Origin of the sequence: Paenibacillus sp. P46E (genome assembly GCF_001909095.1) — a bacterium.
Classification (GTDB): Bacteria; Bacillota; Bacilli; order Paenibacillales; family Paenibacillaceae; genus Paenibacillus_AQ; species Paenibacillus_AQ helianthi.
The window spans coordinates 22,741-46,081 of record NZ_LVYZ01000060.1; the positions used below are offsets into that span (position 1 = coordinate 22,741).

The following is a 23,341-nucleotide window of genomic DNA, read 5'->3' on the forward strand; positions in this document are numbered from 1 at the left end:
TCCTGAAGCCGGCTTTTTGTGATGCTTGAAGGCTCGCGTCCACAAACTCCGCAAACAGGTCTGCGTTTGCGGAGCTTTTGGCATGAGGGTATAATATGTATGTGAATGCTGGACTGTACTGTCCTATAAGCGGGAGCGCATAATCGGATAAGAAAGAGTAATGGAAATTTGCGAAATCCCGAGAAAAACTGTCAGGAATGTGATAGCATCCTTTCCGCGGATATGATAAAATGACATCACGCCGTAGATGTATTTTATGAACTATCTGGCGCTGAGAATGATTGTCAACTATATTACATACAGAGAGATGAGGAGCCATGGCTGAAAATCAAACCCTTGATGCACTGCATACACCCGGTGCTGTATTCTTTATCTTTGGGGCAACCGGAGATCTAGCCCGCCGCAAGCTTTTCCCGGCGATTTACAGTTTGTACCGTGAAGGCAAGCTGACCCATGATTTCGCGGTCATTGGCGTGGCTCGGCGTCCCCGTACCCAAGAGGAATTCCGTGAAGATGTGAAGGAATCCATTTATGAATTTTGCCGCTACCAGGCGGAAGATGCAGCCGAATGGAATGAGTTCGTACAGCATTTTGAATACAAGTCTCTGGACATCAACAATATTGACGGCTTCCGTGAACTGAACGCACAGACCGAAGTGCTGGAAGAGAAGTTCCATATTCCGGGTAACCGGATGTTCTATCTCGCCCTCGCACCCGAGCTGTTCGGCAGTGTCTCGTTCAACCTCAAGGCTGGCGGCATGCTGCAGACCCGAGGCTGGAACCGTCTTGTGATCGAGAAGCCATTTGGCTACAATCTGGAATCTGCTGAACAGCTGAACGAGCAGATCCGCCAGGTGTTCAAGGAAGAAGAGATCTACCGGATCGACCATTACCTCGGTAAGGAAATGGTGCAGAACATTGAAGTGATCCGTTTTGCCAATGCCTTCTTCGAGCCGCTCTGGAACAACAAGCATATTGCCAACATCCAGATTACGCTCGGTGAAACCGTTGGGGTAGAGGAACGCGGCGGATACTATGACCATGCCGGTGCGCTGCGTGATATGGGCCAGAATCATATTCTGCAGCTGCTGACGATGATTGCAATGGAACCGCCAAGCCGTCTCCTGGCTGAAGATATCCGTGATGAGAAGGTTAAGGTGCTGCGCTCGCTGCGGCCTTACGCTTCCTCAGAGGAAGTACATGAGAATGTGGTGCGCGGACAGTATACGCAAGGACTCTACAAAGGCAAAACCCTTCCGGCTTACCGCCAGGAGGACAAGGTAGATCCGGAGTCGAATACTGAGACGTATTTTGCGGCCCGTGTATTTGTCGATAATTTCCGCTGGGCGGGTGTACCGTTCTATATCCGTACTGGTAAACGCCTCCCTGTGAAGACAACGGAAGTGGTTGTGGAGTTCAAGGGCATGCCCACCAACGTCTATTTGGGTCAAAAGCATAAACTGGAGCCGAACCTCCTCGTCATCCGCGTCAATCCGATGGAAGGCATTTATGTGAAGATTAATGCCAAGAAGCCGGGCTCGGAATCGGAAATCCAGCCGCTCGCTATGGATTTCTGCCAGAGCTGCATGGTCGGCATCAACTCGCCTGAGGCGTACGAGCGTCTGCTGCATGATGCCGCGCGCGGCGATTCAACCTACTTCACCCGCTGGGATGAAGTGTCATCAGCTTGGTCCTTCGTAGACCGCATTGCAAAGGCCTGGAAGGAAGGCACTGGTGATCTGGCATCCTATCCGGCAGGTTCCTGGGGTCCGGTCGAAGCCGATCAGCTGCTGGCCCGTGAAGGCTTCCACTGGTGGCCGGTCAACGGACAGGATGAAGACAACGTGGTGTGGCAGACTAACAGCTAATTCATCGCGTAAATGATTTATGGTATGAAGCGATTCCCCCTGCAGTTGCCTTTGATGGCTGCAGGGGGATTTTTGCATAGTTACCGATTTGCACAGATAATCATTCCCCCGATAATTTACCAACAACTTTACCTTCTGCCGCTTATTATGTAGATAATCTCCACCGGATTTTGTTATACTGAGAAGGATGCTTTCACCAGAAGCGGAAATGTAACAATAACGGTATGTGACAACGGCAAAATCACCGTAAAGGGGTTTGTACCAATGAGCAGAGCACCGATTTGATGGGCACCCGGTAATTGAAGCAGAAGCATGAATTTATATATGAAGGGATACGTGCAAACCATATGGCACCGGATCAGAAGCTGCAAAAGGAAGTGGACAAACGCAGAACGTTTGCGATCATTTCCCACCCGGATGCGGGGAAAACAACATTAACGGAGAAGCTGCTGCTGTTCGGCGGCGCGATCCGATTGGCGGGTTCGGTTAAGGCCCGTAAAGCGAGTAAGCATGCGACAAGTGACTGGATGGAAATTGAGAAGCAGCGCGGAATCTCTGTTACTTCCTCCGTAATGCAATTTGACTATCTGGATCACCGGGTGAATATTTTGGATACCCCGGGTCACCAGGATTTCAGTGAGGACACCTATCGTACCTTAACGGCTGCGGACAGTGCAGTCATGTTGATTGACGTAGCCAAGGGTGTGGAAGCACAGACGATCAAACTGTTCCAGGTCTGCGCCAAACGGGGCATTCCGATTTTTACGTTCATTAACAAACTGGACCGTGAAGGTCAAAGTCCGTTCGAGCTGATGGAAGAGCTGGAGAATGTGCTGGGCATCCGCTCTGTACCGATGAACTGGCCGATCGGCGGAGGGCGCGAGCTCTGCGGCGTATATGACCGGATGAAGAACCAGGTGGAGCTGTTCCAGGGCGACGATCACTCTGTGATCAATGTGCAAAAGGTGGAAAGCTACCGTGACCCGATCATCCGCGAGATGGCCGGAGATTACCTGCATGACCAGCTGTGTCAGGATCTGGAGCTGCTTGACGTGGCAGGGGATGCTTTTGACTATGAAAAAGTACTGCGCGGTGAGCTGACACCGGTATTCTTCGGCAGTGCAATTAATAATTTCGGCGTGCAGACCTTCCTGGACAACTTCCTGGAGCTGGCACCGAAGCCGGAGCCGCGCCGCAGTACTGTCGGTTCCATAGAGCCGACGAACGAGAAATTCACCGGCTATGTTTTCAAAATCCAGGCGAACATGAACCCGGCCCATCGTGACCGGATCGCCTTCCTGCGGATCGTGTCCGGCAAGTTCGAGCGCGGTATGAGTGTGAAGCATGTTCGTGCGGGCAAGGACATTAAGCTGTCCCAGCCGCAGCAATTCCTGGCTCAGGACCGTGATATCGTTGAGGAAGCTTTTCCGGGGGATATTATCGGGCTGTTCGATCCGGGCATTTTCCGCATTGGAGATACGTTAAGCCAGGCCGGAGATATCGAATTCGACGAGCTGCCGACGTTCTCGCCGGAGATTTTCTCCAAGGTAAGTATCAAAAACGCCCTCAAATCAAAGCAGTTCCAGAAGGGGATTGACCAGCTGACCGAGGAGGGCATGATTCAGGTGTTCCGCACGGTCAACTTCGATGATATTCTGCTGGGTGTCGTTGGACAGCTGCAATTCGAGGTGTTCGAATACCGCATGAAAGGCGAGTATGGCGTAGATGTTCAGCTGCAGCGGATGAGCTATCAGTTCGCACGCTGGATTGTGGACGAGAACAAGCCGGACGCAAGCAAGTTCCGCATCAACTCCACGCTGGTCACGGACAAGAAAGGCAACTATGTTGTGCTCTTCGAGAACGAATACGCGATGCGTACGGCCATGGAAAAGAATCCGACTGCAAAGTTCCTGGAGACCGCTCCTTGAGTGATCGATCGGTGTAACGGGTCTTAGCACCAGAGAAATACTCTCTGTCAAAAAAACCTCCGCCTCCACATGCGCAGCTGCACTGTGGAACGCGGAGGTTTTTGTGCTGGAACTAGCGTCACTGCCCGGAGGTGATAGAACCTGGAGTGATCTTCTCCAAATGGTTGTGCAGCATCGAGACCAGTGCATCCTGCTTGGCGTGGTCCAGATCCTTCCACATCATTTCGAATACAGCACCTAATCCAGGCAGCGCCGTTTCGGGCCCGTCCACGGAGCCTTCGATCATCTGCCGCAGGTCGGCTTCGGACTGACCGTGCACTTTATGGATAATCGCCTGGCGCAAATCAATGGTAACCGGCATGAATAGAGCCTCCTTAGATATTTTGGGTTATTCCAAAGTTCAACTAATGTTTGCCTCGTTATAAGGTGCCCTGAAAGTGCGCTGGAAATTCAAGTTTGGGGCTCCTTATGCTATACTGTGTGAGATGCAAATTGCTACGGGAGGTACAGAAATGGCTGCAAAAAAACAATATGCCGTAATCGGTATGGGGCGTTTCGGTTCAAGTGTCGCCAAAGCGCTCAGCGGCATGGGATTCGATGTGTTGGCGATCGATGCTGACGAGCAGCGCACGCAAGAAATCTCAAGCATTGTAACCCATGCCGTATCCGCTGATTCCACAGATGAAGAGGCGCTGCGTGCGCTGGGCATCCGCAACTTTGATGTGGTGGTGGTGGCAATTGGTGAAGATATTCAGGCCAGCATTCTGACGACGCTGATTCTGAAGGACCTTGGCGTTCCGGCCATCCTGGTCAAGGCCAAAAGCGAGCTGCACGGCAAGGTACTAAGCAAGATTGGCGCAGACAAAGTGATTTATCCCGAACGGGATATGGGCATGCGGGTGGCACATCACCTGGCTTCGCCCAATATCCTTGACTATATCGAGCTGTCACCGGATTACAGTATCCTCGATATGAAGGTGTCCGGACCGATGCTGGGCAAAAACCTTCAGGAGCTGAACATCCGCGCCAAATACGGCTGCAATGTTATGGCTATCCGCCGGGGTGAGGAAATGAACATTTCCCCCAGAGCGGAAGACCGCCTGGTCGAAGGTGACGTACTTGTCATTGTTGGCCGGAAGGACAATCTGACGAAGCTGGAAATAGCCTATCAATAGGCGAAGCACGGAACAGAAAGGTAGGACCCTATGGAAATTATGTCTCCCCAAAATACGCGGGTGAAGGAATGGGCCAGTCTTCAGGAGAAGAAGCACCGTGACAAAACCGGCAAATATATTGTGGAAGGAATCCATCTGGTACAGGAGGCGTTGCTTGCTGAAGCCGAGGTGGAGTGCCTGGCCTTTGACCTGGATAAAGGCATGCCTGCTGAGCTAAAGTCTCTGCTCCAATCGGTGCAGGGTATGGAGGTCATCGGTGTATCAGCGGCGGTTATCGCCAAGTGCAGCAGCACCGGGACACCGCAGCCGGTATTTGCCATTGTGCGCAAGGAGCAACAGGGCCTGGAAGCCATCCTCGCGAAGCCGGACAGCTGGGTTATGGTGCTTGATGGCGTTCAGGACCCTGGCAACGTAGGGACGATCATCCGCAGTGCCGATGCCGCAGGTGCGGACGGCGTGATCCTCGGCAAAGGCTGCGCCGATCTCTACAATTCGAAGACCATCCGCTCCACGATGGGCTCGATGTTCCATCTCCCGGTTGTGGAGGGGGAACTGATCGTCATTCTGCCGCAGGCCCGGGAACGCGGTGCACTGCTGGTCAGCACTTCACTGACGGGAACGGACTCCTGCTACACCCATGATTTTCACGGCAGTCAGTGGCTGCTGATCGGCAGTGAAGGCCAGGGCATCTCGCCACAGACGGCCGCCCTTGTTGACAAAAGCATCATCATCCCGATGGCCGGCCGTGCCGAATCGCTGAATGCGGCGATGGCCGCGACGATCCTGCTGTTTGAGGGGATGCGGCAGCGGGTTTATAATCAATAAATAATTCCCGTCATTCCCCCAATAACTGTCCCTGAATAAAAATAACTGTCCACTAAACTCCAAAGACTGGATAATGCACGGGTCTTTTCCCAAGCATTTATCCAGTCTTTTTAATCCTCTGAGGTTAACCCATGCAGGGATTTCTCAATCTTTTCCCGAATCATTACTCCCCGTATACAGCTTGAGACCGATGTGGATAATACTCCGGCCAGTAGTTTATACTTGTCTGGATAGCAGATCAAGATATTCTGTTGTATGAAAAAATCCCCAATGTGAACTGCTCCCTGCTCCAAATCAATACAAACCATTGCCCGGAATGAGATATATTGAATGTAAACTCAGGACAATTCTTTATCTAGCGAGAAGGAACTGGTGGACCTCTATGGGGTCGCTAAATACAGACAACCCAGGCCTGAGATTACAACAGTTCTATTTATGGGTTAAACCACTCCCAACACAGCATTTTTGGGATCGGAATTCCAATGATCGTAATACCACTCCACCGTTTTTCTGATTCCTTCCTCCAAAGAAGTTTCTGCAGACCAATTGAGTATAGATTTTGCTTTTTCCGGTGAGAGGTGCTGGTGCAGGATTTCACTGTTTATTTGATGTTCATACAGCGGTTCGATATGTTCAAGATTCGTGGCACGCTGAATGATTTCAATAACTTTTTTAATGTCCCACAACGTACCTGTTCCAAAATTAAAAACGTCACCTTCTCCTTCTTTATCAACATAATCGTACATAGCCATATAAGCGGCAATCAAGTCTTGAATATACAAGAAATCTCTCATGTATATTCCGTTTGAAGGGATTCTAATAACTGGGGGTAGTTTTGCATATAGCCGTTGTACGGTGCCGGGAATTAACCGACGATAATTCAAGTCACCGCCTCCATAAATATTGCCGAAACGGCCTATTGCTATAGGCAAATTAAAGCTATGTCTATAACTTTGAGCAATAAGATCGGAACAAGACTTAGATACATCGTAGGGATTTCTGCCTTGGATAGGCAAATTTTCATCATAGGGGAGAATGGGACTGTCACCGTATACCTTGTCACTGGAAGCGACTATTATTTTCGAAATCTGGCATTGGTGAACACGGCAAACCTCTAGTAGATTATAGGTACCCTTTACATTGGTTTCAAAAGTTTGCCAGGGGATCTGGTAGGCTAAATCTTGAAGGGAAACGGCAGCGAGGTGAAAGACAGTGTTTATTTTTCCGTCTGTAATTGCACGTTCGATCAAATTGTAATCGGTAATAGAACCGTAATAGCAACGAATCTCCTTGTCCAATCCCAGTTTTGCAAACTGGTTTCGCGGGTTGAACTCGCTCAGGATAGTGGTTACTTCAGCACCTTGATCAACGAGATGCTGAGTTAGCCAGGCACCTACAAATCCAGAAGCTCCTGTGACTAAAGCTCTGCAATCCGATAAAGAGCGTTTCATTGATAAAACCTCCCAAGTGTTTTTGATAAGTCAAGAACGGTGGGCAGAATATCCATTTTTGTCGATAATATACCTCTTGCTAAGTAATTACAATATCTTTTTGAGCCTGCTATATATAGGGGAATATATATACAATAGCAACGAAATCAAATATGTCTATGATTGCCGTTGAGGGTCAGATCATTATTCTGAATGGAAAAATTACAAATGGAATTACAGTGGGTAATGTACGGAAATGGTTTGAACATGCAAGGAATCAAGTTGCTAACGGGAGTAATATAAATTGGAGATAAACAATGAAGGTGAAGCTGTTCCCCCTTGTATATTAAATTTTAACTTTGACTTTCAAAGTAATCCCATATATTATAACTAGTATAATTAAAAATGATAATCATTATCATTACAACGATAACGATTATCAGGGATGCAGCTTTGATTACTATACATACAGGGGGATTTACAAAGTGAACAAAAGGTTATTGAGCTTAGTTATGCTTATAGTTGTGGTACTGGTTGCAGCAGGTTGTGGATCTAACAACACGAATAAGTCAGCAACTGATGGAGGAACGGCAACCAATGCAACCGCTACAAATGCTGGAGCTACCCATGCGCCAAGTGAAGCCGCAGCCGGACCGATTGTAGTTAAGGATGCCAAAGGTGAGGTAACTCTGGACAAACCTGCGCAAAAAGTTGTTGTACTGGAATGGACATTCACGGAAGATGTGATTGCGCTCGGTGTACAGCCGGTGGGCAATGCGGACAACGAAAACTATAAACTGTATGTGACTTCTGAAGCACCACTCGATGCGAGTGTAACTGATGTGGGCACACGCGGAGAACCGAATCTGGAGACGATTGCTGCCTTGAAGCCGGATTTGATTATTGCCAATACCGATAGCCACGAGGCCATCTATGAGCAATTGAAGGGGATTGCGCCGACGCTGATTTTTGGTCTGTATCCGCCTGAAGGGAAAGGCGATCAATATACGCAGATGGAGGATATCTTCAAAAACATTGCAGCAGCTCTCGGCAAAACAGCGGAAGGCGATAAGGTGCTCGCAGATTTGGATGCACATTATACAGATGCAAAGACCAAGCTGGCCGCAGCAGGCAAGGAAGGGTTGAATTATGTACTGACCCAGGCCTACAGCTATCAGAATGCAGCGACGATGCGTCTTTTTACAGACAACTCCCTTGCTGTACAAACGTTGGACCGGATTGGCCTGAAGAACGATTGGAAATCCGAAAAATTCGAGGCTTACGGATTCAGCACATCAACAGTTGAAGCTTTGCCGGCGGTTCAGGATACGAATCTGCTCTATATCGTCCAGAAGGATGATGATATTTTCTCGAATGAGCTGAAGGACAATTCAGTCTGGAAAGGCCTCAATTTTGTAAAAGAAAAACGCACCTACGGATTAGATAGCACCACATGGGTCTTCGGTGGTCCGGTATCCTCGAAAGTCCTTGTGGATCAAGTTGTAAATACATTGACGAAATGAGCAATCTGATGAATACCACAACGGGCAAAAGAAACTCAACCGGGATGACCTGGCGGCTGATTGGAATATTTGGGGGCGGCTTTGCCGCCCTCTTCGTTGTATTTATGCTCAGCCTCTGCTTTGGGGAGGCCAAGATCCCGGCAGCTACCGTATGGGATGGCCTGCTGCACCGCCAAGATGTAATGGAGCATAATCTGCTCTGGGATATCCGGATGCCGCGTACTGTAATTGGTATTTTGGCCGGGGCCGCCCTTGCTGCGGCTGGCGCTTTGCTGCAGACGATAACGAAAAACCCGCTCGCCTCCTCAGATACACTGGGGATCAATGCCGGGGCTTACTTTATGGTTGTGCTGGGCATGGTTGCTTTTCCGGCAATGCAGCAACAATTTCCTTTATTGCTGGCGGCAGCGGGGGGAATGCTCGCGGCACTCGCTGCCTACGTGCTTAGCGGAGGACGTAAGGCCACACCTGTACGATTGGCTTTGTCAGGCATGATCGTCTCTATGGTGCTCGGAGCGTTCACATCGGCTCTTCATATTTTCTTCCAAACAGAAACACAAAATCTATTTTTGTGGGGTTCAGGCTCTTTAATTCAGCTGGACTGGGACGGGGTGCGGTATGCCTGGCCTTTTGTTATTATACTTCTAGGCATTTCGGTGCTTGCAGCAAGGCAGTTCGATGCGCTTGAACTGGATGAATCTACCGCCCGTTCACTCGGTCAGCGGGTAGGCTTAATCCGTGCGGCGGGCCTTGGCATAGCGGTACTTATGGCTGCGATTGTGGTCAGTGTGGTTGGACCCATTGGCTTCGTCGGACTGGTCGCCCCCCATCTGGTCCGGCTTAGCGGGATCCGCAAGCATCGTCTGCTCATTCCCGCAAGTGCACTCTGGGGAGCCCTGCTTATTACAACAGCGGATACTCTGGCCCGTATGGTGCGGAGCAATCTGGGGGAAATGCCTGTCGGTGCAGTGATGGCGATTATTGGAGCGCCGTGGCTCATTTGGCTTGTACTCACCAAGATGAAAAATATATCCGGTTCAGGCGCGGGTCAGGCATCGATGAATATAGGAGGGGCAGCGCTGCGTGTGCGTTTTGCACCTACTGCCATATTCATGGCCTCGCTGCTTATCCTGACCATCCTTGTGAGCCTGTCCCTTGGGGGAACCAGAATCCCGGTCTCTGATTTGCTGGAAAGTCTGGTGGGCGGAGGAGATCAGGCGTATTCCGTCCTGCTCCATTTACGGCTTCCCCGTACACTCGTGGCTGCTTGCGGCGGTATAGCATTGGCCATCAGCGGTGTTTTAATTCAAAGTGCTGTGCGAAATCCGCTCGCGGATGCCTCTATTATTGGGGTAACCTCTGGTGCAGGCTTTGGTGCGCTGGCCGTGCTGGTGGTGTGGCCGGGGCTCTCCATATTGGCCCTACCGGTTGCTGCTATAGCGGGTGGAGTTATCGCAGCAGCCTTTGTATTTACGCTGGCTTGGCGCAAATCCTTGAATCCTTCTGTTCTGATCCTGCTCGGAATCGCAGTTTCTGCCATCGGCTCAGCAGGAATACAAGCCATGATCGTCAAAGCAAGTCTGTGGAACAGTGCGGCTTTTATCTGGTTGACCGGTTCTACGTATGGCCGGAGCTGGCAGCAATTTTATAGTCTGTTTGTACTTTTGCTGGTACTTGTTCCTATTGCGTACTATTTGGGCAGGAAATTTGATTTGTTGGCCTTTGGTGATGAAAGTTCGACAGGCTTTGGCCTGCCGGTTCGCGGAACGAGGCTGTGGGCGATGATTATCGGTGTTTTACTTGCTGCAGGAGCTGTTGCAAGCGTAGGAACAATTGGTTTTCTCGGACTCATGGCGCCGCACGCGGTACGGATGATGATCGGGCATCACACCAGACGCTCCATTATTTTGTCAGGACTGCTTGGCGGCTTGCTGCTTGTCGTTGCTGATACGGTGGGGAGAACGGTCATCGCGCCGACAGAAATTCCGTCAGGACTGATCATTATGCTGATCGGAGCACCGTATTTCCTGTTTCTGATGTACCGGTCGCTTGTTCATAAGTAAAGAAAAGAGCTGTCCGCGCACCAGACCTTACTCTATCCGGTAACGCGGCAGCTCTACAATAACGGAAGTGCCTTTGGTGAACTCGCTCTCGATCCGTAACGTCCCGCCGTGCAGTTCGATAATTTCTTTGCAGATCGCAAGGCCGAGCCCACTTCCCGATTGGCGCGATTTTCCTTTGAAGAATTTGGTCCCCAGCTTCTCCAGGTCGTCTTCTTCAATGCCTTCTCCGTTATCCGCAACGGTAATGATAATATGTGCTTCATTAGCTATGGCAGAGAGCCGGATCTCCCCTTGAGCCGGAGTGAATTTGAAGGCGTTGTCCAGCAAATTGACAAAAACCTGCTTCAGGCGGTTGAAATCCCCGTCTACAGGCAACGGCTCATCCGGGATATCGGCATACAGGCGGATCTGTTTGGTAGACCCCCGGTATCTGAACTGCAGCAGCAAATCTTCCAGCAGCCCCCGCAGATCATAAGGTGTAAGCGTAAGCTTCATCTCACCAGCCTGAAACTTGGAGAAATCCAGCAGGTCCTCTACAAGTCCGATCAGGCGGTCCGTTTCACCGGTCATGACCTCAAGCCCCTGCAGCGTTTCTTCTGTTTCCGATAAATCCCCCACAAGCAGCGTTTCCCCCCAGCCCTTAATGGAAGTAAGAGGAGTGCGCAGCTCATGCGTGACGGAGGAGATGAAGTCGTATTTGATTTTTTCGCTTTTAACCATTTCCTCTGCCATGTAATTGAGAGTGACGGCCAGGGTGCCGACTTCATCGTCGTGCTGCTTGGTCGCTCTAACGGCAAAGTTGCCGGTAGCCATTTCTTTGGCGACAGTGGTCAACTGCTGAATCGGACCTACAATTCGTTTGGCGATAATGACACTCAGCAGGAAGCCGAAGGCAATGACCAGCAGTCCCACCCAGGCAGCGTTGATGAGAATTTTTACAATCACACTGTACAAAGGTTCTGCCGAGACGGAATAGCGCAGTACGCCAATATTTGCTCCGGATTCTTTCAAGGCAATGGATATGGCTAGAATCCGCTCTCCATTGCCCGGTGTCAGGCTCTGATAAGTCCCTTTGCCGCTGGCCAGAGCCGCTTTGACGTCAGGAGTGTCAATCCGCTCGGAGCTTGCGAAGCCGAAGGAGTTGATGATCACATTTCCTTCCGGACTCAGGACTTCAACCTTACTGCTCTCGTCAGGCGAGAGATTCTCCAGTATATATCTGGCCCGTTCATTGATGGAGTAACCCTCCAGATATTTATTGAAAAAGGTGGCAGAGGTTGTCGCCCGCGACGTTAGTGTCTCCATGGCGCTGCCCAGATAATAATAATGGACAGCCACAATAAATACCCCCTCCAGCAGGAGGACAATCAGGAGCAGAACAAGAGTGATGTAGACAATGAGCCGGGACCGGATACCCTTCAGCACGGTTGTACCCTCCATAAATAGCCGAATCCCCACACCGTTTCGAGGTATTGGGGTCCGGAAACTTCCTGCCCGATCTTCTGGCGGATCCGGCTGATATTAACGTCTACAATCTTAAGCTCACCCATGAAATACTGACCCCACACGGAGGTCAGTATTTCATCACGGTTGACCGCTTTGCCCGGCTGCTCCATGAGCAGCTTCACAATGGAGTATTCCGTAGGGGTGAGGGGGATATCGATTGAATTCTTCAGTAATTTGCGTTCATCCAGCAACAGTGTGAAGGGGGCCAGCTCAATATGGTTCTGTGGCAGGGGAGCCTCCTCCGGATACATGCGCCGGTACAGCGCCCGGACCCGTGCTGTGAGCTCAACGGGGCTGAACGGCTTCACAACATAATCGTCAGCGCCGGCTTCCAGTCCCATAACCTTGTCAACTTCCTGGCTTTTGGCGGTCAGCATGATGATGCCAAGCCGGGGAAACTGCCTGCGTAATTCATCACACACTTGGAAGCCGCTGATTCCGGGAAGCATCAGGTCCACAATGGCAATGTCAATATTCCTATGCTCTCCGGCAATCGTCAGAGCTTCTTCGCCCGTGGCGGCTTCAACAACATCCAAGCCTGCACGCTTCAAATTGATGCGCAGCAGATCGCGTATGGGCTTCTCATCTTCCAGTACGAGCACCTTCATGACTCCACTCCTTGTTATGGCCGGGGCTTCTGCGGCGTGCCGGCCAGCTGCTGTACTTCCTCCAGGGTCAGCTTCAGCTGCTCATACTCCTGGGATGCAGGTCCAGTCAGCTTACTGCCCGCATTCGGTGATGGCAGCACGGCAACGAGTACCGTAGGCTCTGTTTCATCACTTGTATCCTGCAATTCGTATAGCAGCTTGTAGGAAGCCTTTGCCCCAATCAGCTCTGCTTCTCCCTTCTGCCAATCTTTCCGTGTCAGCAGGCGCAGCTCCAGCAGCGGGGCCTTTTCCCCGGAATTTGCGTTCTTGTAGATAAAGTTTATATGCTCCCATGGAGCAGGAGATTCCCTCGTAGGATCCAGCAGGTATTTGCCGGTCCAGGACCCGGGAATATGGAAATTGAATCCCCACCGGTCGAATTGCTCCTGCACGAGCTTAAGTCCTGTTTGGCCGTCCCATTGATAATATTTGGTGATAAAAGGAGTAGCCAGCGGCGCGAAGTTCTCTGAACCGGCAGGAGGGACAAGGAAGCCGATTTCAACGATTCCGTCTCCGTTCACATCCTCGCTGTACAGCGGATAGTCTTTGATAGACAAGCTGCCTTCACCAAGTAAGCTGTCCGGTCCAGGAGCCCGGGGCTTCAGTACAAGGTTCTTGCTGCCCTCAAGTGCCGAATGCTGATAATCATCTGTTGCAAGTATATCAGTAAAAGCTCCATTCGCCCAAGTCAGAAGAGAGGTATAGGAAGCATGCGCGCCAACTGCAGCATCGATAATCAGTGCGTTTGCTGTAGGAGAGGCCTTGGCATACATCATTTGGATGACCGTTCCGCTAATCTTTTGGTCGGATAAGCTCTGCTGCTTGCCTCCGTGTAGCCGTAATAACTGGAGACGGGATAGCGGCTGGTTATCTGTATCGACTGTGGACTGGAGCAAAGCGATATCCGTCTCCCCTTGGTTTGTCATATCCCCAACTGCCAGATAGTCATAAGGCTGCTTCAGAATCTCTGATAACTGGCCGCCGCTAAGACTATAGACTGACAACTCTCTGCTTAGGCCTTGACCCCCACTGAATCCTAACAGTACATCCGGCGCTCCGTCCGCTGTGACATCCGCATACTTTACATAGTCCAGCTCGCTGCCGACTCCGGTAATGTTGGTCAGCTTTTTCCATTCACCACCCGTCTTGGAAAGGACCAGGGTATTGATTTCGTAGTCGGTTTTATCTGTTTTGTAGAAGGCCAGGATTTCATCCTGCCCATCCTTGTCGAGATCCTGTAACTGGATGGCGCTGCTCGATTCGGAATGAACAGGCACGGTCAAGTGAGAGCCTGCAGGCAGGAAAGGCTGGACAATGCTTGTTATCGTTCCGTCTGCGTTTCCCTGAGATGGAGCCTTAAGCAGGTCACTGGGAGTTTTCATTTCACTGCAGCCTGCCACCAGCACAGTGAATCCAAGAAGAGCGCTTAGCGCTGATTTATTCATAACGTATAATCTCCTTTGTTCGGTCTGAGGCTAGTATATCCCAGGCCCTTCGCAAAGTAGTATCAAAATGGTAAAGGCTGATTAACTCCCATTATACTCCCGCCGGTAACTCTGCGGTCCTTGTCCATAGTGTTTCTTAAAAGCCCTGCTGAAATAGCTTAAATCGATTGAGGACGTGGAGGCGCGAACGGTGATTGAAGCGGTCTTTAAGTATGGCAGCTCCAGCATATGCCAGGTCTATAAGCTGCCTAAGCAAGGAACGGAGATTGAGATCGGGCTCGGGTGTATTGGAACGAGAAGGATGCGGCGCAGAATCTCTCAGTTACTTGCATTAATAACGGAATCTACGGCGGAGATTTCCGGAAAGGTGAAATCCGCCTGTCGCTGCTGCGGAGTGCAGGCTATTGCGCACATCCGATTGGCGGCCGTTCAATCATGGCACAGGACCGCTTCCTGCCGCGCATGGACCAGGGAGAGCGGAGCTATACCTTCTGGTTGAATGCAGGTACGCTTGACGAGCGGAAAGCGCAGATAGACCGGGAAGCGCTGGGTCATAACGAACAGCTGTATGCCTTGTCCTTCTTTCCGTCAGGAGAAGGGGAACAGCCCGGCCCGTGTGTTTTCTGGAAGATGATAGCATTCAGCTCTGCGCGTTCAAGCAGGAGGAACGGGGTGACGGCTACATTCTGCGCTTGTTCGAACCGACTGGCGGCGGGGGGCGACGACGGTCAGTAATCCGGCACTCGGCATCTGCCAGGAGGTCAGTCTGAACGGATTTGAGTTCAAGACCTTCCGGGTGGATGCCACATCCCGCAGTCTGGAGGAGGTTCCGTTAGAGAGTAATGCAATACAGAATATTGAATTTAAATTAGAATGACGGGAAATTTCCTTATAATGAAAAAATAATAAAGTAAAAGAAGGAAAATACTTCCTTGTGTCGAAATTTGATAAGGGGAGGTGATTTCATGGCATATTATGCTGTTGAGGCATTCGAAGCTCAAAATATTACGGAACTTAGTGATATGATCGATGAATTCATATCGGCAATGGTACAGGGACAGCTTATTGATATCAAATATCAAGTAGTTCCTACTGCTGCAACAACACATTCTGAGCACGGTGTTGGCTCGGATAGCAAGTACACGGCTCTGGTCATCTTTACAAAATAATAGACCTTACTGTAAATAAGCCGCCTCAGTTATGAATATAACTGAGGCGGCTTATTTATATGGATCAGCGGAGAAGCTCCTTCGTCTAAGCAATCAAAGTGTGGGGCTGGTACAGACTATTTTGACGAAGCGGAACGGGCTGTTTATAATTAACCGATAGATCAGCGCAACGGACAAGGGGACCCAAAATGGATATACATAATGAAGAATTAGGTTACATGATGTGGAGATTGACGAATAATTGGCAAAAGCTGATGAAACAGAAGCTTCAGGAGGTGGACCTGACGCATGTTCAGTTTGCTTTGCTGCGCTCATGCCATTCAATTAACGAACGGGGCGGTTCGGCTGGTGCCACACAGGTTCAGATTGCCCACGATTCCTACATGGACCCCATGATGGCGTCAGAGGTACTGCGGACATTGGAGAAAAAAGGCTATGTCAACCGCGTGCCGCATCCCCAGGATACCCGTGCGAAGCTGATCCGGCTTACGGAGCCGGGTGAGAATGTGATGGAACGGGCGAACCAAATTGTGCTGGAAGCGGATAAGATATTTTTTTCGAAGCTGGGACCAGAGCTGGAAGGATTCATTAAACAATTGAGGCTGTTGATTGGATGATGTACAACCGGAAATGTCTTGACTCTAAATAATAAGTGAACATATAATAAGTGAACATATTAAAAAGAAGTTATATGGATAGGAAATTGGAAAGGAGCCTGTTTGTTCATGAATGAAGCAACACAAATTAAGGTTAAGTATAAGGTTATTCCCGTGCTTGTATCACTGCTGCTGGGAGGATTCATCGGTCTGCTTAGTGAGACTATGATGAATGTGGCACTGCCTGTACTAATGGGAAAATGGGGTCTTACGGCATCTACTGCACAGTGGATTACGACAGGATATATCCTGGTGGTCAGTATTATTATGCCGGTTTCGGCGCTGCTTCTCCAGTGGTTTACGACCCGCCAGCTCTTCGGAACGGCGATTACACTGTTCATTGCTGGTACGCTCGCTGCGGGCTTTGCGCCCGGATTTGAGATTCTGCTTGTGGGACGTCTCATTCAGGCGGCGGGAACCGCAATCCTGATGCCGGTCATTTTCAACACGGTACTAACGATTATTCCACCCGCCAAAAGAGGGGCAGCGATGGGGATGGTCGGACTTGTCATGATGGTTGCACCTGCGCTTGGGCCCACCGTATCGGGACTGATTATCGATAAACTAAGCTGGCAATGGATGTTCTGGGGACTTATTCCGTTCCTCATTATCGACCTGGTAATTGGACTGCTTAATATTGAGAATGTCGGCAAAATTACTCAACCGAAAATAGATATCTTATCGTTGGTCCTGTCGACAATTGCCTTTGGGGGAATCGTGTATGGACTCAGCAGTGCGGGTGAAGGTGAAGGCGGCTGGGGCAGCCCGGTAGTTATTGCGTCACTCGGAGCCGGAATGGTGGCGCTCGTCCTGTTCATCTGGCGTCAGCTGACGATGAAGCAGCCGGTTATGAATCTTCGTGCGTTCAAATATCCGATGTTCACGGCAGGTGCATTATTTATTGTTATCGGCTTCCTTACCATCTTCTCAACCTCGTATCTGCTGCCGATCTTTATGCAGGGTTCCCTGGCATTATCTGCTCTGTACGCCGGACTTCTGATGCTGCCTGCAGGGCTTATCAATGCAGTTCTGTCCCCAATCATTGGGCGCAGCTTTGACAAAGCGGGTCCAAGGGTACTTGTCATTCCCGGTGTGATTATCCTCTGCGCAGCGATGTGGATGTTCACAGGAATCAGCGTAGATACTCCGATCTACCAGATTGTGCTGCTGCATTGCTGTATGACCGTGGGAATCGCGCTTACCCTGATGCCAGCCCAGACGAATGGCCTGAACCAGCTGCCCCGCGAACTGCATCCGCATGGTACAGCCATTATGAATACCCTGCAGCAGCTTGCCAGTGCAGTCGGCACAGCTCTGATTGTCAGTGTGATGACTTCCGGGCAGAAGGATTATCTCCTTGCTCACACTGAAGCCACAGGACAGGAGCTTGCGGCTAGCAGTCTGGCGGCAGGCGTGCATAATGCATTTATTCTAGCGGCAGCTATTACTGTATTTGGGCTCATTGCCGGATTCTTTGTCCGGAGGAGTATAATTCCTGGCCACCATTACTCAGCAGAGGCGGTAGCCGGAACGAAGAAGAAAGCAGCGGTCTAAACCAGCTGCTTCAGTCTCAGCGTTATTGTTTAACTCTAACTTGGAGCTTCTATAGCTATATAAACATGCAGGGGCTGTCCCAAAAGTCAATCATTTGACGGGGCAGCCTCTTTATTGAGCGGAAAAGAAGTGAAACCGTCATTGACATAGAAGTGTATAATAAGGAACTGAGATTATTATTTATTTTCAAGGGTAATATAACTTAAAAAGTGATGGGTGAGGTTGATGATGTCTTCGGTAAAAAGATTTCTCATTGGACGGCCGCTGAAATCGGAACAGCTCGGCGAGCAGAAACTGAACAAAACCAAAGCGCTGGCGATTCTTTCTTCAGATGCTTTATCTTCGGTCGCTTACGGTCCTGAGCAAATTCTGCTGGTGCTGGTGACTCTCAGCGCTGCGGCATTCTGGTATTCAATCCCTATCGCGGCAGGGGTTCTCGTACTGCTGCTGGCCCTGATTTTATCTTACCGGCAGATTATTTTTGCTTATCCCCATGGCGGCGGAGCTTATGTAGTGTCTAAGGAAAACCTCGGGAAGTATCCGGGGCTTGTGGCCGGCGGCTCGCTGCTTGTGGACTACATATTGACGGTAGCTGTAAGCGTCTCGGCGGGAACGGATGCTATTACGTCGGCTTTTCCAAGCCTGCATCCCTACAATGTAGTGATTGCCATTGTTTTTGTACTGCTTATTACTACTCTGAATCTGCGCGGGGTTACGGAATCGGCATCCTTTCTGGCCTATCCGGTATACTTGTTCGTGCTTGCATTATTTATCCTGATCGGTTTGGGTGTGTTCCATATTTTGACCGGCGGCGTGCCTGCCAATCTGCACACGCCTCTCGGTACGCCGATAGCAGGGATCAGCCTGTTCCTGCTGCTGAAGGCTTTTTCATCAGGAAGCTCGGCACTCACCGGGGTGGAGGCCATTTCTAATGCCATTCCTAACTTCAAGGCGCCAGCCCCGAACAATGCAGCCAAAACGCTGGTCGCTATGGGCTCACTGCTCGCAGTGTTATTTACAGGGATCGTATTCTTGGCGTATTACTATGGGATTACTCCCCAAGAGGATGCGACGGTAGTCTCGATTATCGCTGAACAGGTTTTTGGACGGAACTTTATGTACTACTTTGTCCAGGGGACCACTGCTCTGATTCTGGTTCTGGCGGCTAATACCGGGTATTCCGCATTTCCGCTGCTGGCCGTGAATTTGGCCAAGGATAAGTTCATTCCCCGTATGTTCACGGTTCGCGGGGACCGGCTGGGCTATTCTAACGGCATTCTGATACTGGGATTGCTGTCGATTCTGCTGATCATTGCTTTTGAAGGCCGGACCGAGCACCTGATTCCGCTGTATGCGGTAGGTGTGTTCATTCCGTTCACCCTCTCCCAGAGCGGAATGATGGTTAAATGGATCAGACAGAAGCCTCCAGGCTGGATGACCAAGCTCATCATCAACACAACCGGCGCGTTGATCAGCTTCATTGTTACGATGATGTTCTTCCTGACCAAATTTGCGCAGGTCTGGCCCGTTCTGATCTTTTTGCCGCTGATTATTCTGCTGTTCTACCGGATTCACAAGCATTATGAGGCTGTAGCAGATCAGCTCCGGATCTCTACCTGTGAGGCGGAGCCGCTGGCGATTGAAGGGAATATCATCATCCTGCCGGTTGCCGGAATCACTCATGTGGTGGAGAACTCGCTCCGCTATGCCAAATCGCTGGGTGCCGAACAGATTATTGCGGTACATGTCCCGTTTGAACGGGAGGATGATACGATATTTGAAGAAAAGTGGAAGAAATTCCATCCTGAAGTCCGGCTGGTGACGCTGTATTCGCCGTACCGCAGCATCATTCACCCGCTGACCAAGTTCATCGACACGGTCCAGCGCAAGGCGAGCGAATCGAAATATCAGGTGACGGTAATCGTGCCCCAGTTCATTCCGAAGAAAGGCTGGCACAATATCCTTCATAACCAGTCCAGCCTGCTGCTCCGTGCGCATCTGCTGTACCGGCGGGATGTAATTATTACAACCGTGCCTTATCATTTAAAGAAGTAACAGTAGTTCTATAGTTCAGCTTATATAGCATATACAATGCCCCCTGCCACCGGAATCATAACCGGGGGCAGGGGGCATTGCTGTTGAAGTTCTTCAATTATAATTGCTTTAAATAGAAATACCGAACATTTTGAAAGTTTAGTGCAGAGGATAATGAATTTTATCATCGGGCATGTTTGATAATATTCAGTTGTAAGCGCAGACAGCAGATGAAAGGGGAGGGCATTATTGAACAGTAAGAGTAAAGTGGTACTAAGCGTGATGTTGGCATGCGGACTGCTCGCCGGATGTGGAAGCAAAGGGGATAACGCGCAGCCGGAGGCGGGAGCTTCGTCAGCACCCAAAGAAGAGAAGGTATCTCTCACGTTCTGGAGAAACTCGGGCAATGACAGCGAAAATTCAGCCTATGACAAGCTGGTGGCCTCGTTTAATGAAGCGCATCCGAATATCAAGGTTGAGATGAGTCCGATTCCTTATGCCGATTACGACACCAAGCTGAGAACATCCATTGCTTCGGGCAATCCGCCTGATATTATGGCCATCGACGGCCCGAATATGGCTTCTTACGCCCAGGCGGGTGCCTTACAGCCGCTGACCGCATATTTCAAGAAGGACGGTAACCTGGAGGATATTCCAGAATCGACCATTGCCACGTACACCTATAATAAAGAAATTTACATGGCTCCGCTCACCGAATCCTCTATTGCTCTTTTCTATAATAAAAAAATGTTTGAAGCGAAGGGAATTCCTCTTCCCTCCAAGAACCCGGAAGAGCCTTGGACTTGGGATCAGGTGCTGGATGCAGCTAAAAAGCTTAACGACCCGGCCAACGGCGTGTACGGCATTGATCCAGCGCAAGGCTTCGGTAATGCAGGAGCAACAGCATACTTTAAATATCCGATTATTTGGCAGTTTGGCGGTGAGATCATGAGCGCAGATGGAACAACCTCCAAAGGGTACCTGGATAAGCCAGAGACCAAAAAGGCGTTGCAATTCTTCTCCGACCTGTATAATAAAGATAAAGTGTCCTCTCTGGAATACCCGCCAGATCCGTTCCCGAACAACCAGCTTGCGATGACGGTTGACGGCTCCTGGTCACTGGGCAATTATGCCGACAAGTTCCCTAATTTCAAATTAGGCGAAGATTATGATATCGCACCACTTCCGAAGGAAACCCAGCAGGCTGTCGCGAACGGGAGCTGGTCGCTGGCCATTTCCTCGAAGAGTAAAAATGCCGAAGCTGCCTGGCAGTTTGTAAACTGGGTGACTGGTACTGACGGGGCTAAGACCTATTGCTCTATCACAAAAGATATTCCGGCCCGCTATTCAGTAGCCAAGGAGTTTCCTGAGCTAGGTCAGTATCCGAAGAATATCTTTGTCGTACAGAATCAGAAATTCGGCAGACCGCGTCCGATTACACCGATCTTCCCGCAAATGTCCGAAGCGGTAAACAAGATGATTGAGGAAGTGACCATCGCCGGACGCAACGTGGATGCAGCTGTTGCTGACGCCATTAAAAAGATTGACAAGGCGTATGCAGATCTGCCGCAAAAATAATAAAATTACCAAATAATGTAGAAACGGCAGCCGCCCTTTATAAAAAGGGCGGTAAAGCTGTTTCTTCTTTCAGCTTAAAGAAGCTTCAAGATTTAGCTCCACGTTGTGGGGTTATTTTGAATTTTTGGACCATAATGATAGCAAGGGGCGCGGTTGCCATGTTCTACTCGTTACGCAGCAGATTGATGTTGGCTTTTTCGATCCTGCTGATCCTTCCGATTACGGCGGTTGTCTTTATCCTCAGCAAGGAATCGGCGGAGCAAATCCGAAAATCTACCCAGACTTCCACTCTGCAAACCATAGACCAATTTGCCTCCCATGTCAGCACGCTGCTGACACAAATTGAGGATATGGGTAACCAGGTGCTGAGCAGCGACATCACACAGGATTGGATAACCGCCGACCTGAACGATGAGAGCACTATGGGTGAACAGTATCTGGCTAAGCAAAAGCTGCGTGAGCTATTATCCTCCTATGCGATCAATAATTCGAATGTGATTTCCATTTCCACCTTTGCGAAGGGAGAGGGCGGGTTATGGACACAGGACCTGAGCTATTTGAAGAGCCGCTGGTACAGTCAATTTAAGGAGCAGGACGTGCGCTGGACACAGGCTCACCAGGACAGGGATCAGGCCGACGATAGCATGCGTTCGCGCGAGATCAATAGCCTTGTGCTCCCTTTAGTGCAGCTCCAGTCCCTTAAGGATGTCGGAGTGATCAAAATCAATTATCCTACGGAACTGCTGCGCCAGGATATGGATAAAATCAGCTTCGGCAAAAGCGGCAAGGCCTTTTTACTGACGGCTGAAGGCCTCAGTGTACTCAATCAGGATCTGACAGGAGCTGAGCAGGTGCTTAGCGGCGGACTTGCTGCTTTGCAGAAACATAGTGGAGGTCAGACCAGCGGCATTTTTCCGCTTCGCCAAGGGGGGACCGACTATCTGTTCTTTTACCGCAGGCTGCCTGCACAGAACTGGCTGATCGTCGGCGAGGTGCCGGAGGCGGAGCTGTATGCCACCATCACAAAGCTCAAAGAAACGCTGCTCCTTGCCAGCTTTGTTCTACTGATTCTTGTGATTATTGTCGCGCTGTGGCTCTCCACCGACATAACGAAGCCACTAAGTGCCATGGCCCGGGCCATGCGGCATGTCAAAAACGGGCAGTTCGAGCTGGCGATGAAGGATATGCCAAAGGTTAGATCGCGGCAGAGCGAAGTGGACTATGTGGCCGGTGTATTTGAGCAGATGACCCATCAGCTGAAGTATCTGATCGAGACGGAATTCGAGACCAATCTACGCCGGAAAAACGCCGAATACAAAGCGCTCCTACTGCAGATCAATCCACATTTTTACAACAATACGCTGGAGATTATCAGCGGTCTGGCGGCGATGAAACGAGAGGATCTGGTCATGGATGCCACCGAAGCGCTGGGTAAAATGATGCGTTATTCGCTGAGTCTCGATACGGATCTGGTGCAAGTCAGCGAGGAAATTGGATATATCCGTGACTACCTATTCCTCCTAAAGCTTCGGTATGAGGATCATCTGATGGTGGCGATCCGGCAGGATTCGGCCGCAGATCAGTTGCTGATCGCCAAGTTTATTCTGCAGCCGCTGGTGGAGAATGCCGTGAAGTACAGCCTGGAAAAGGGTGGGATCGCCGAGGTGGCGATCACCTCCAGGGTGTGTGGAGAGCGCCTGCAATTGCAGATACAGGATAACGGTTCAGGAATGACACCGGAACTGATCGCCAGCATTCTTGCCGATACGGAGCTGAGGGATAGTGTGGGAATCTTAAATCATAAAGGGGACAGCATCGGATTGCGCAATGTGCTCTCCCGCTGCCGCCTGTATTACGGCGAGCAGTTCGAAGCCGTACTTGATTCGAAGCTAGATACAGGAACAACTATTACACTGAGGCTGCCGCTGATAGAGAGGTGA

General features: G+C 50.2%; 19 protein-coding genes. 13 read left to right on the forward strand and 6 right to left on the reverse strand.

What is annotated here, in order from left to right; translation table 11 throughout:
- Window positions 1-317 precede the first annotated feature (317 nt).
- Window positions 318-1,868 carry a glucose-6-phosphate dehydrogenase gene (gene zwf / locus A3849_RS23045; RefSeq protein ID WP_074113489.1) on the forward strand — a complete coding sequence of 517 codons (1,551 nt, stop codon included), beginning with the start codon at window positions 318-320 and terminating at the stop codon, window positions 1,866-1,868.
- A gap of 347 nt (window positions 1,869-2,215) precedes the next feature.
- A complete protein-coding gene (locus A3849_RS23050; RefSeq protein ID WP_074083864.1) occupies window positions 2,216-3,796 on the forward strand; it encodes a peptide chain release factor 3 in 1,581 nt (526 codons plus the stop codon).
- Window positions 3,797-3,914: 118 nt separating this feature from the next.
- On the opposite strand, the gene A3849_RS23055 is transcribed toward A3849_RS23050, so the two are convergent.
- The gene (locus tag A3849_RS23055; protein WP_074113490.1) at window positions 3,915-4,157 is read right to left on the reverse strand and encodes a small acid-soluble spore protein SspI; all 243 of its coding nucleotides are present in this window, start codon (window positions 4,155-4,157) and stop codon (window positions 3,915-3,917) included.
- Between the two features lie 124 nt (window positions 4,158-4,281).
- Here A3849_RS23055 and A3849_RS23060 point away from each other — a divergent pair, with 124 nt between their 5' ends.
- Both A3849_RS23060 and A3849_RS23065 read left to right on the forward strand, forming a co-directional pair.
- Window positions 4,282-4,971: a potassium channel family protein gene (locus tag A3849_RS23060; RefSeq protein ID WP_074083759.1), complete on the forward strand. Its 690-nt coding sequence runs from the start codon at window positions 4,282-4,284 to the stop codon at window positions 4,969-4,971.
- Window positions 4,972-5,001: 30 nt separating this feature from the next.
- Complete coding sequence (locus A3849_RS23065) at window positions 5,002-5,796, forward strand: TrmH family RNA methyltransferase (RefSeq protein WP_074113491.1); 795 nt, start codon at window positions 5,002-5,004, stop codon at window positions 5,794-5,796.
- A gap of 440 nt (window positions 5,797-6,236) precedes the next feature.
- On the opposite strand, the gene A3849_RS23070 is transcribed toward A3849_RS23065, so the two are convergent.
- A complete protein-coding gene (locus A3849_RS23070; protein ID WP_074113492.1) occupies window positions 6,237-7,247 on the reverse strand; it encodes a GDP-mannose 4,6-dehydratase in 1,011 nt (336 codons plus the stop codon).
- Between the two features lie 464 nt (window positions 7,248-7,711).
- Between A3849_RS23070 and A3849_RS23075 the strand changes: the two genes are divergently transcribed.
- Both A3849_RS23075 and A3849_RS23080 read left to right on the forward strand, forming a co-directional pair.
- Window positions 7,712-8,749 carry an ABC transporter substrate-binding protein gene (locus A3849_RS23075; RefSeq protein WP_074113493.1) on the forward strand — a complete coding sequence of 346 codons (1,038 nt, stop codon included), beginning with the start codon at window positions 7,712-7,714 and terminating at the stop codon, window positions 8,747-8,749.
- Window positions 8,750-8,757: 8 nt separating this feature from the next.
- Window positions 8,758-10,812, forward strand: a complete 2,055-nt coding sequence (locus A3849_RS23080; protein ID WP_074113494.1) for an iron ABC transporter permease — start codon at window positions 8,758-8,760, stop codon at window positions 10,810-10,812.
- A gap of 27 nt (window positions 10,813-10,839) precedes the next feature.
- On the opposite strand, the gene A3849_RS23085 is transcribed toward A3849_RS23080, so the two are convergent.
- The 4 genes from A3849_RS23085 to A3849_RS34025 all read right to left on the reverse strand — a co-directional run bounded on the left by A3849_RS23085 (window position 10,840) and on the right by A3849_RS34025 (window position 14,638).
- Window positions 10,840-12,237: a sensor histidine kinase gene (locus A3849_RS23085; protein ID WP_372237789.1), complete on the reverse strand. Its 1,398-nt coding sequence runs from the start codon at window positions 12,235-12,237 to the stop codon at window positions 10,840-10,842.
- The gene (locus A3849_RS23090; protein WP_074113495.1) at window positions 12,231-12,926 is read right to left on the reverse strand and encodes a response regulator transcription factor; all 696 of its coding nucleotides are present in this window, start codon (window positions 12,924-12,926) and stop codon (window positions 12,231-12,233) included. Before A3849_RS23090 ends, A3849_RS23085 begins: the two co-directional genes overlap by 7 nt.
- Before the next feature lie 14 nt (window positions 12,927-12,940).
- Window positions 12,941-14,410 (reverse strand): FG-GAP repeat domain-containing protein, encoded by a 1,470-nt coding sequence (locus A3849_RS23095; protein ID WP_074113496.1) that lies wholly within the window; start codon window positions 14,408-14,410, stop codon window positions 12,941-12,943.
- 81 nt (window positions 14,411-14,491) lie between these two features.
- Window positions 14,492-14,638 (reverse strand): AraC family transcriptional regulator, encoded by a 147-nt coding sequence (locus A3849_RS34025; RefSeq protein ID WP_083613632.1) that lies wholly within the window; start codon window positions 14,636-14,638, stop codon window positions 14,492-14,494.
- A gap of 54 nt (window positions 14,639-14,692) precedes the next feature.
- Here A3849_RS34025 and A3849_RS23105 point away from each other — a divergent pair, with 54 nt between their 5' ends.
- The 7 genes from A3849_RS23105 to A3849_RS23135 all read left to right on the forward strand — a co-directional run bounded on the left by A3849_RS23105 (window position 14,693) and on the right by A3849_RS23135 (window position 23,341).
- Window positions 14,693-15,145 (forward strand): hypothetical protein, encoded by a 453-nt coding sequence (locus tag A3849_RS23105; protein WP_074113497.1) that lies wholly within the window; start codon window positions 14,693-14,695, stop codon window positions 15,143-15,145.
- Between the two features lie 230 nt (window positions 15,146-15,375).
- Window positions 15,376-15,579: a sporulation protein Cse60 gene (locus A3849_RS23110; RefSeq protein ID WP_074113498.1), complete on the forward strand. Its 204-nt coding sequence runs from the start codon at window positions 15,376-15,378 to the stop codon at window positions 15,577-15,579.
- Window positions 15,580-15,767: 188 nt separating this feature from the next.
- Window positions 15,768-16,196, forward strand: a complete 429-nt coding sequence (locus tag A3849_RS23115) for a MarR family winged helix-turn-helix transcriptional regulator (RefSeq protein WP_074113499.1) — start codon at window positions 15,768-15,770, stop codon at window positions 16,194-16,196.
- A 102-nt stretch (window positions 16,197-16,298) separates the two neighbouring features.
- Window positions 16,299-17,789, forward strand: coding sequence for an MDR family MFS transporter (locus tag A3849_RS23120; protein ID WP_372237790.1), 1,491 nt, complete (start codon window positions 16,299-16,301; stop codon window positions 17,787-17,789).
- Window positions 17,790-18,014: 225 nt separating this feature from the next.
- On the forward strand, window positions 18,015-19,844 hold the full coding sequence (locus A3849_RS23125; RefSeq protein WP_074113501.1) for an APC family permease: 1,830 nt from the start codon (window positions 18,015-18,017) through the stop codon (window positions 19,842-19,844).
- A gap of 228 nt (window positions 19,845-20,072) precedes the next feature.
- The gene (locus A3849_RS23130; protein ID WP_074113502.1) at window positions 20,073-21,401 is read left to right on the forward strand and encodes an ABC transporter substrate-binding protein; all 1,329 of its coding nucleotides are present in this window, start codon (window positions 20,073-20,075) and stop codon (window positions 21,399-21,401) included.
- A 158-nt stretch (window positions 21,402-21,559) separates the two neighbouring features.
- Window positions 21,560-23,341: a cache domain-containing sensor histidine kinase gene (locus A3849_RS23135; protein WP_256700890.1), complete on the forward strand. Its 1,782-nt coding sequence runs from the start codon at window positions 21,560-21,562 to the stop codon at window positions 23,339-23,341.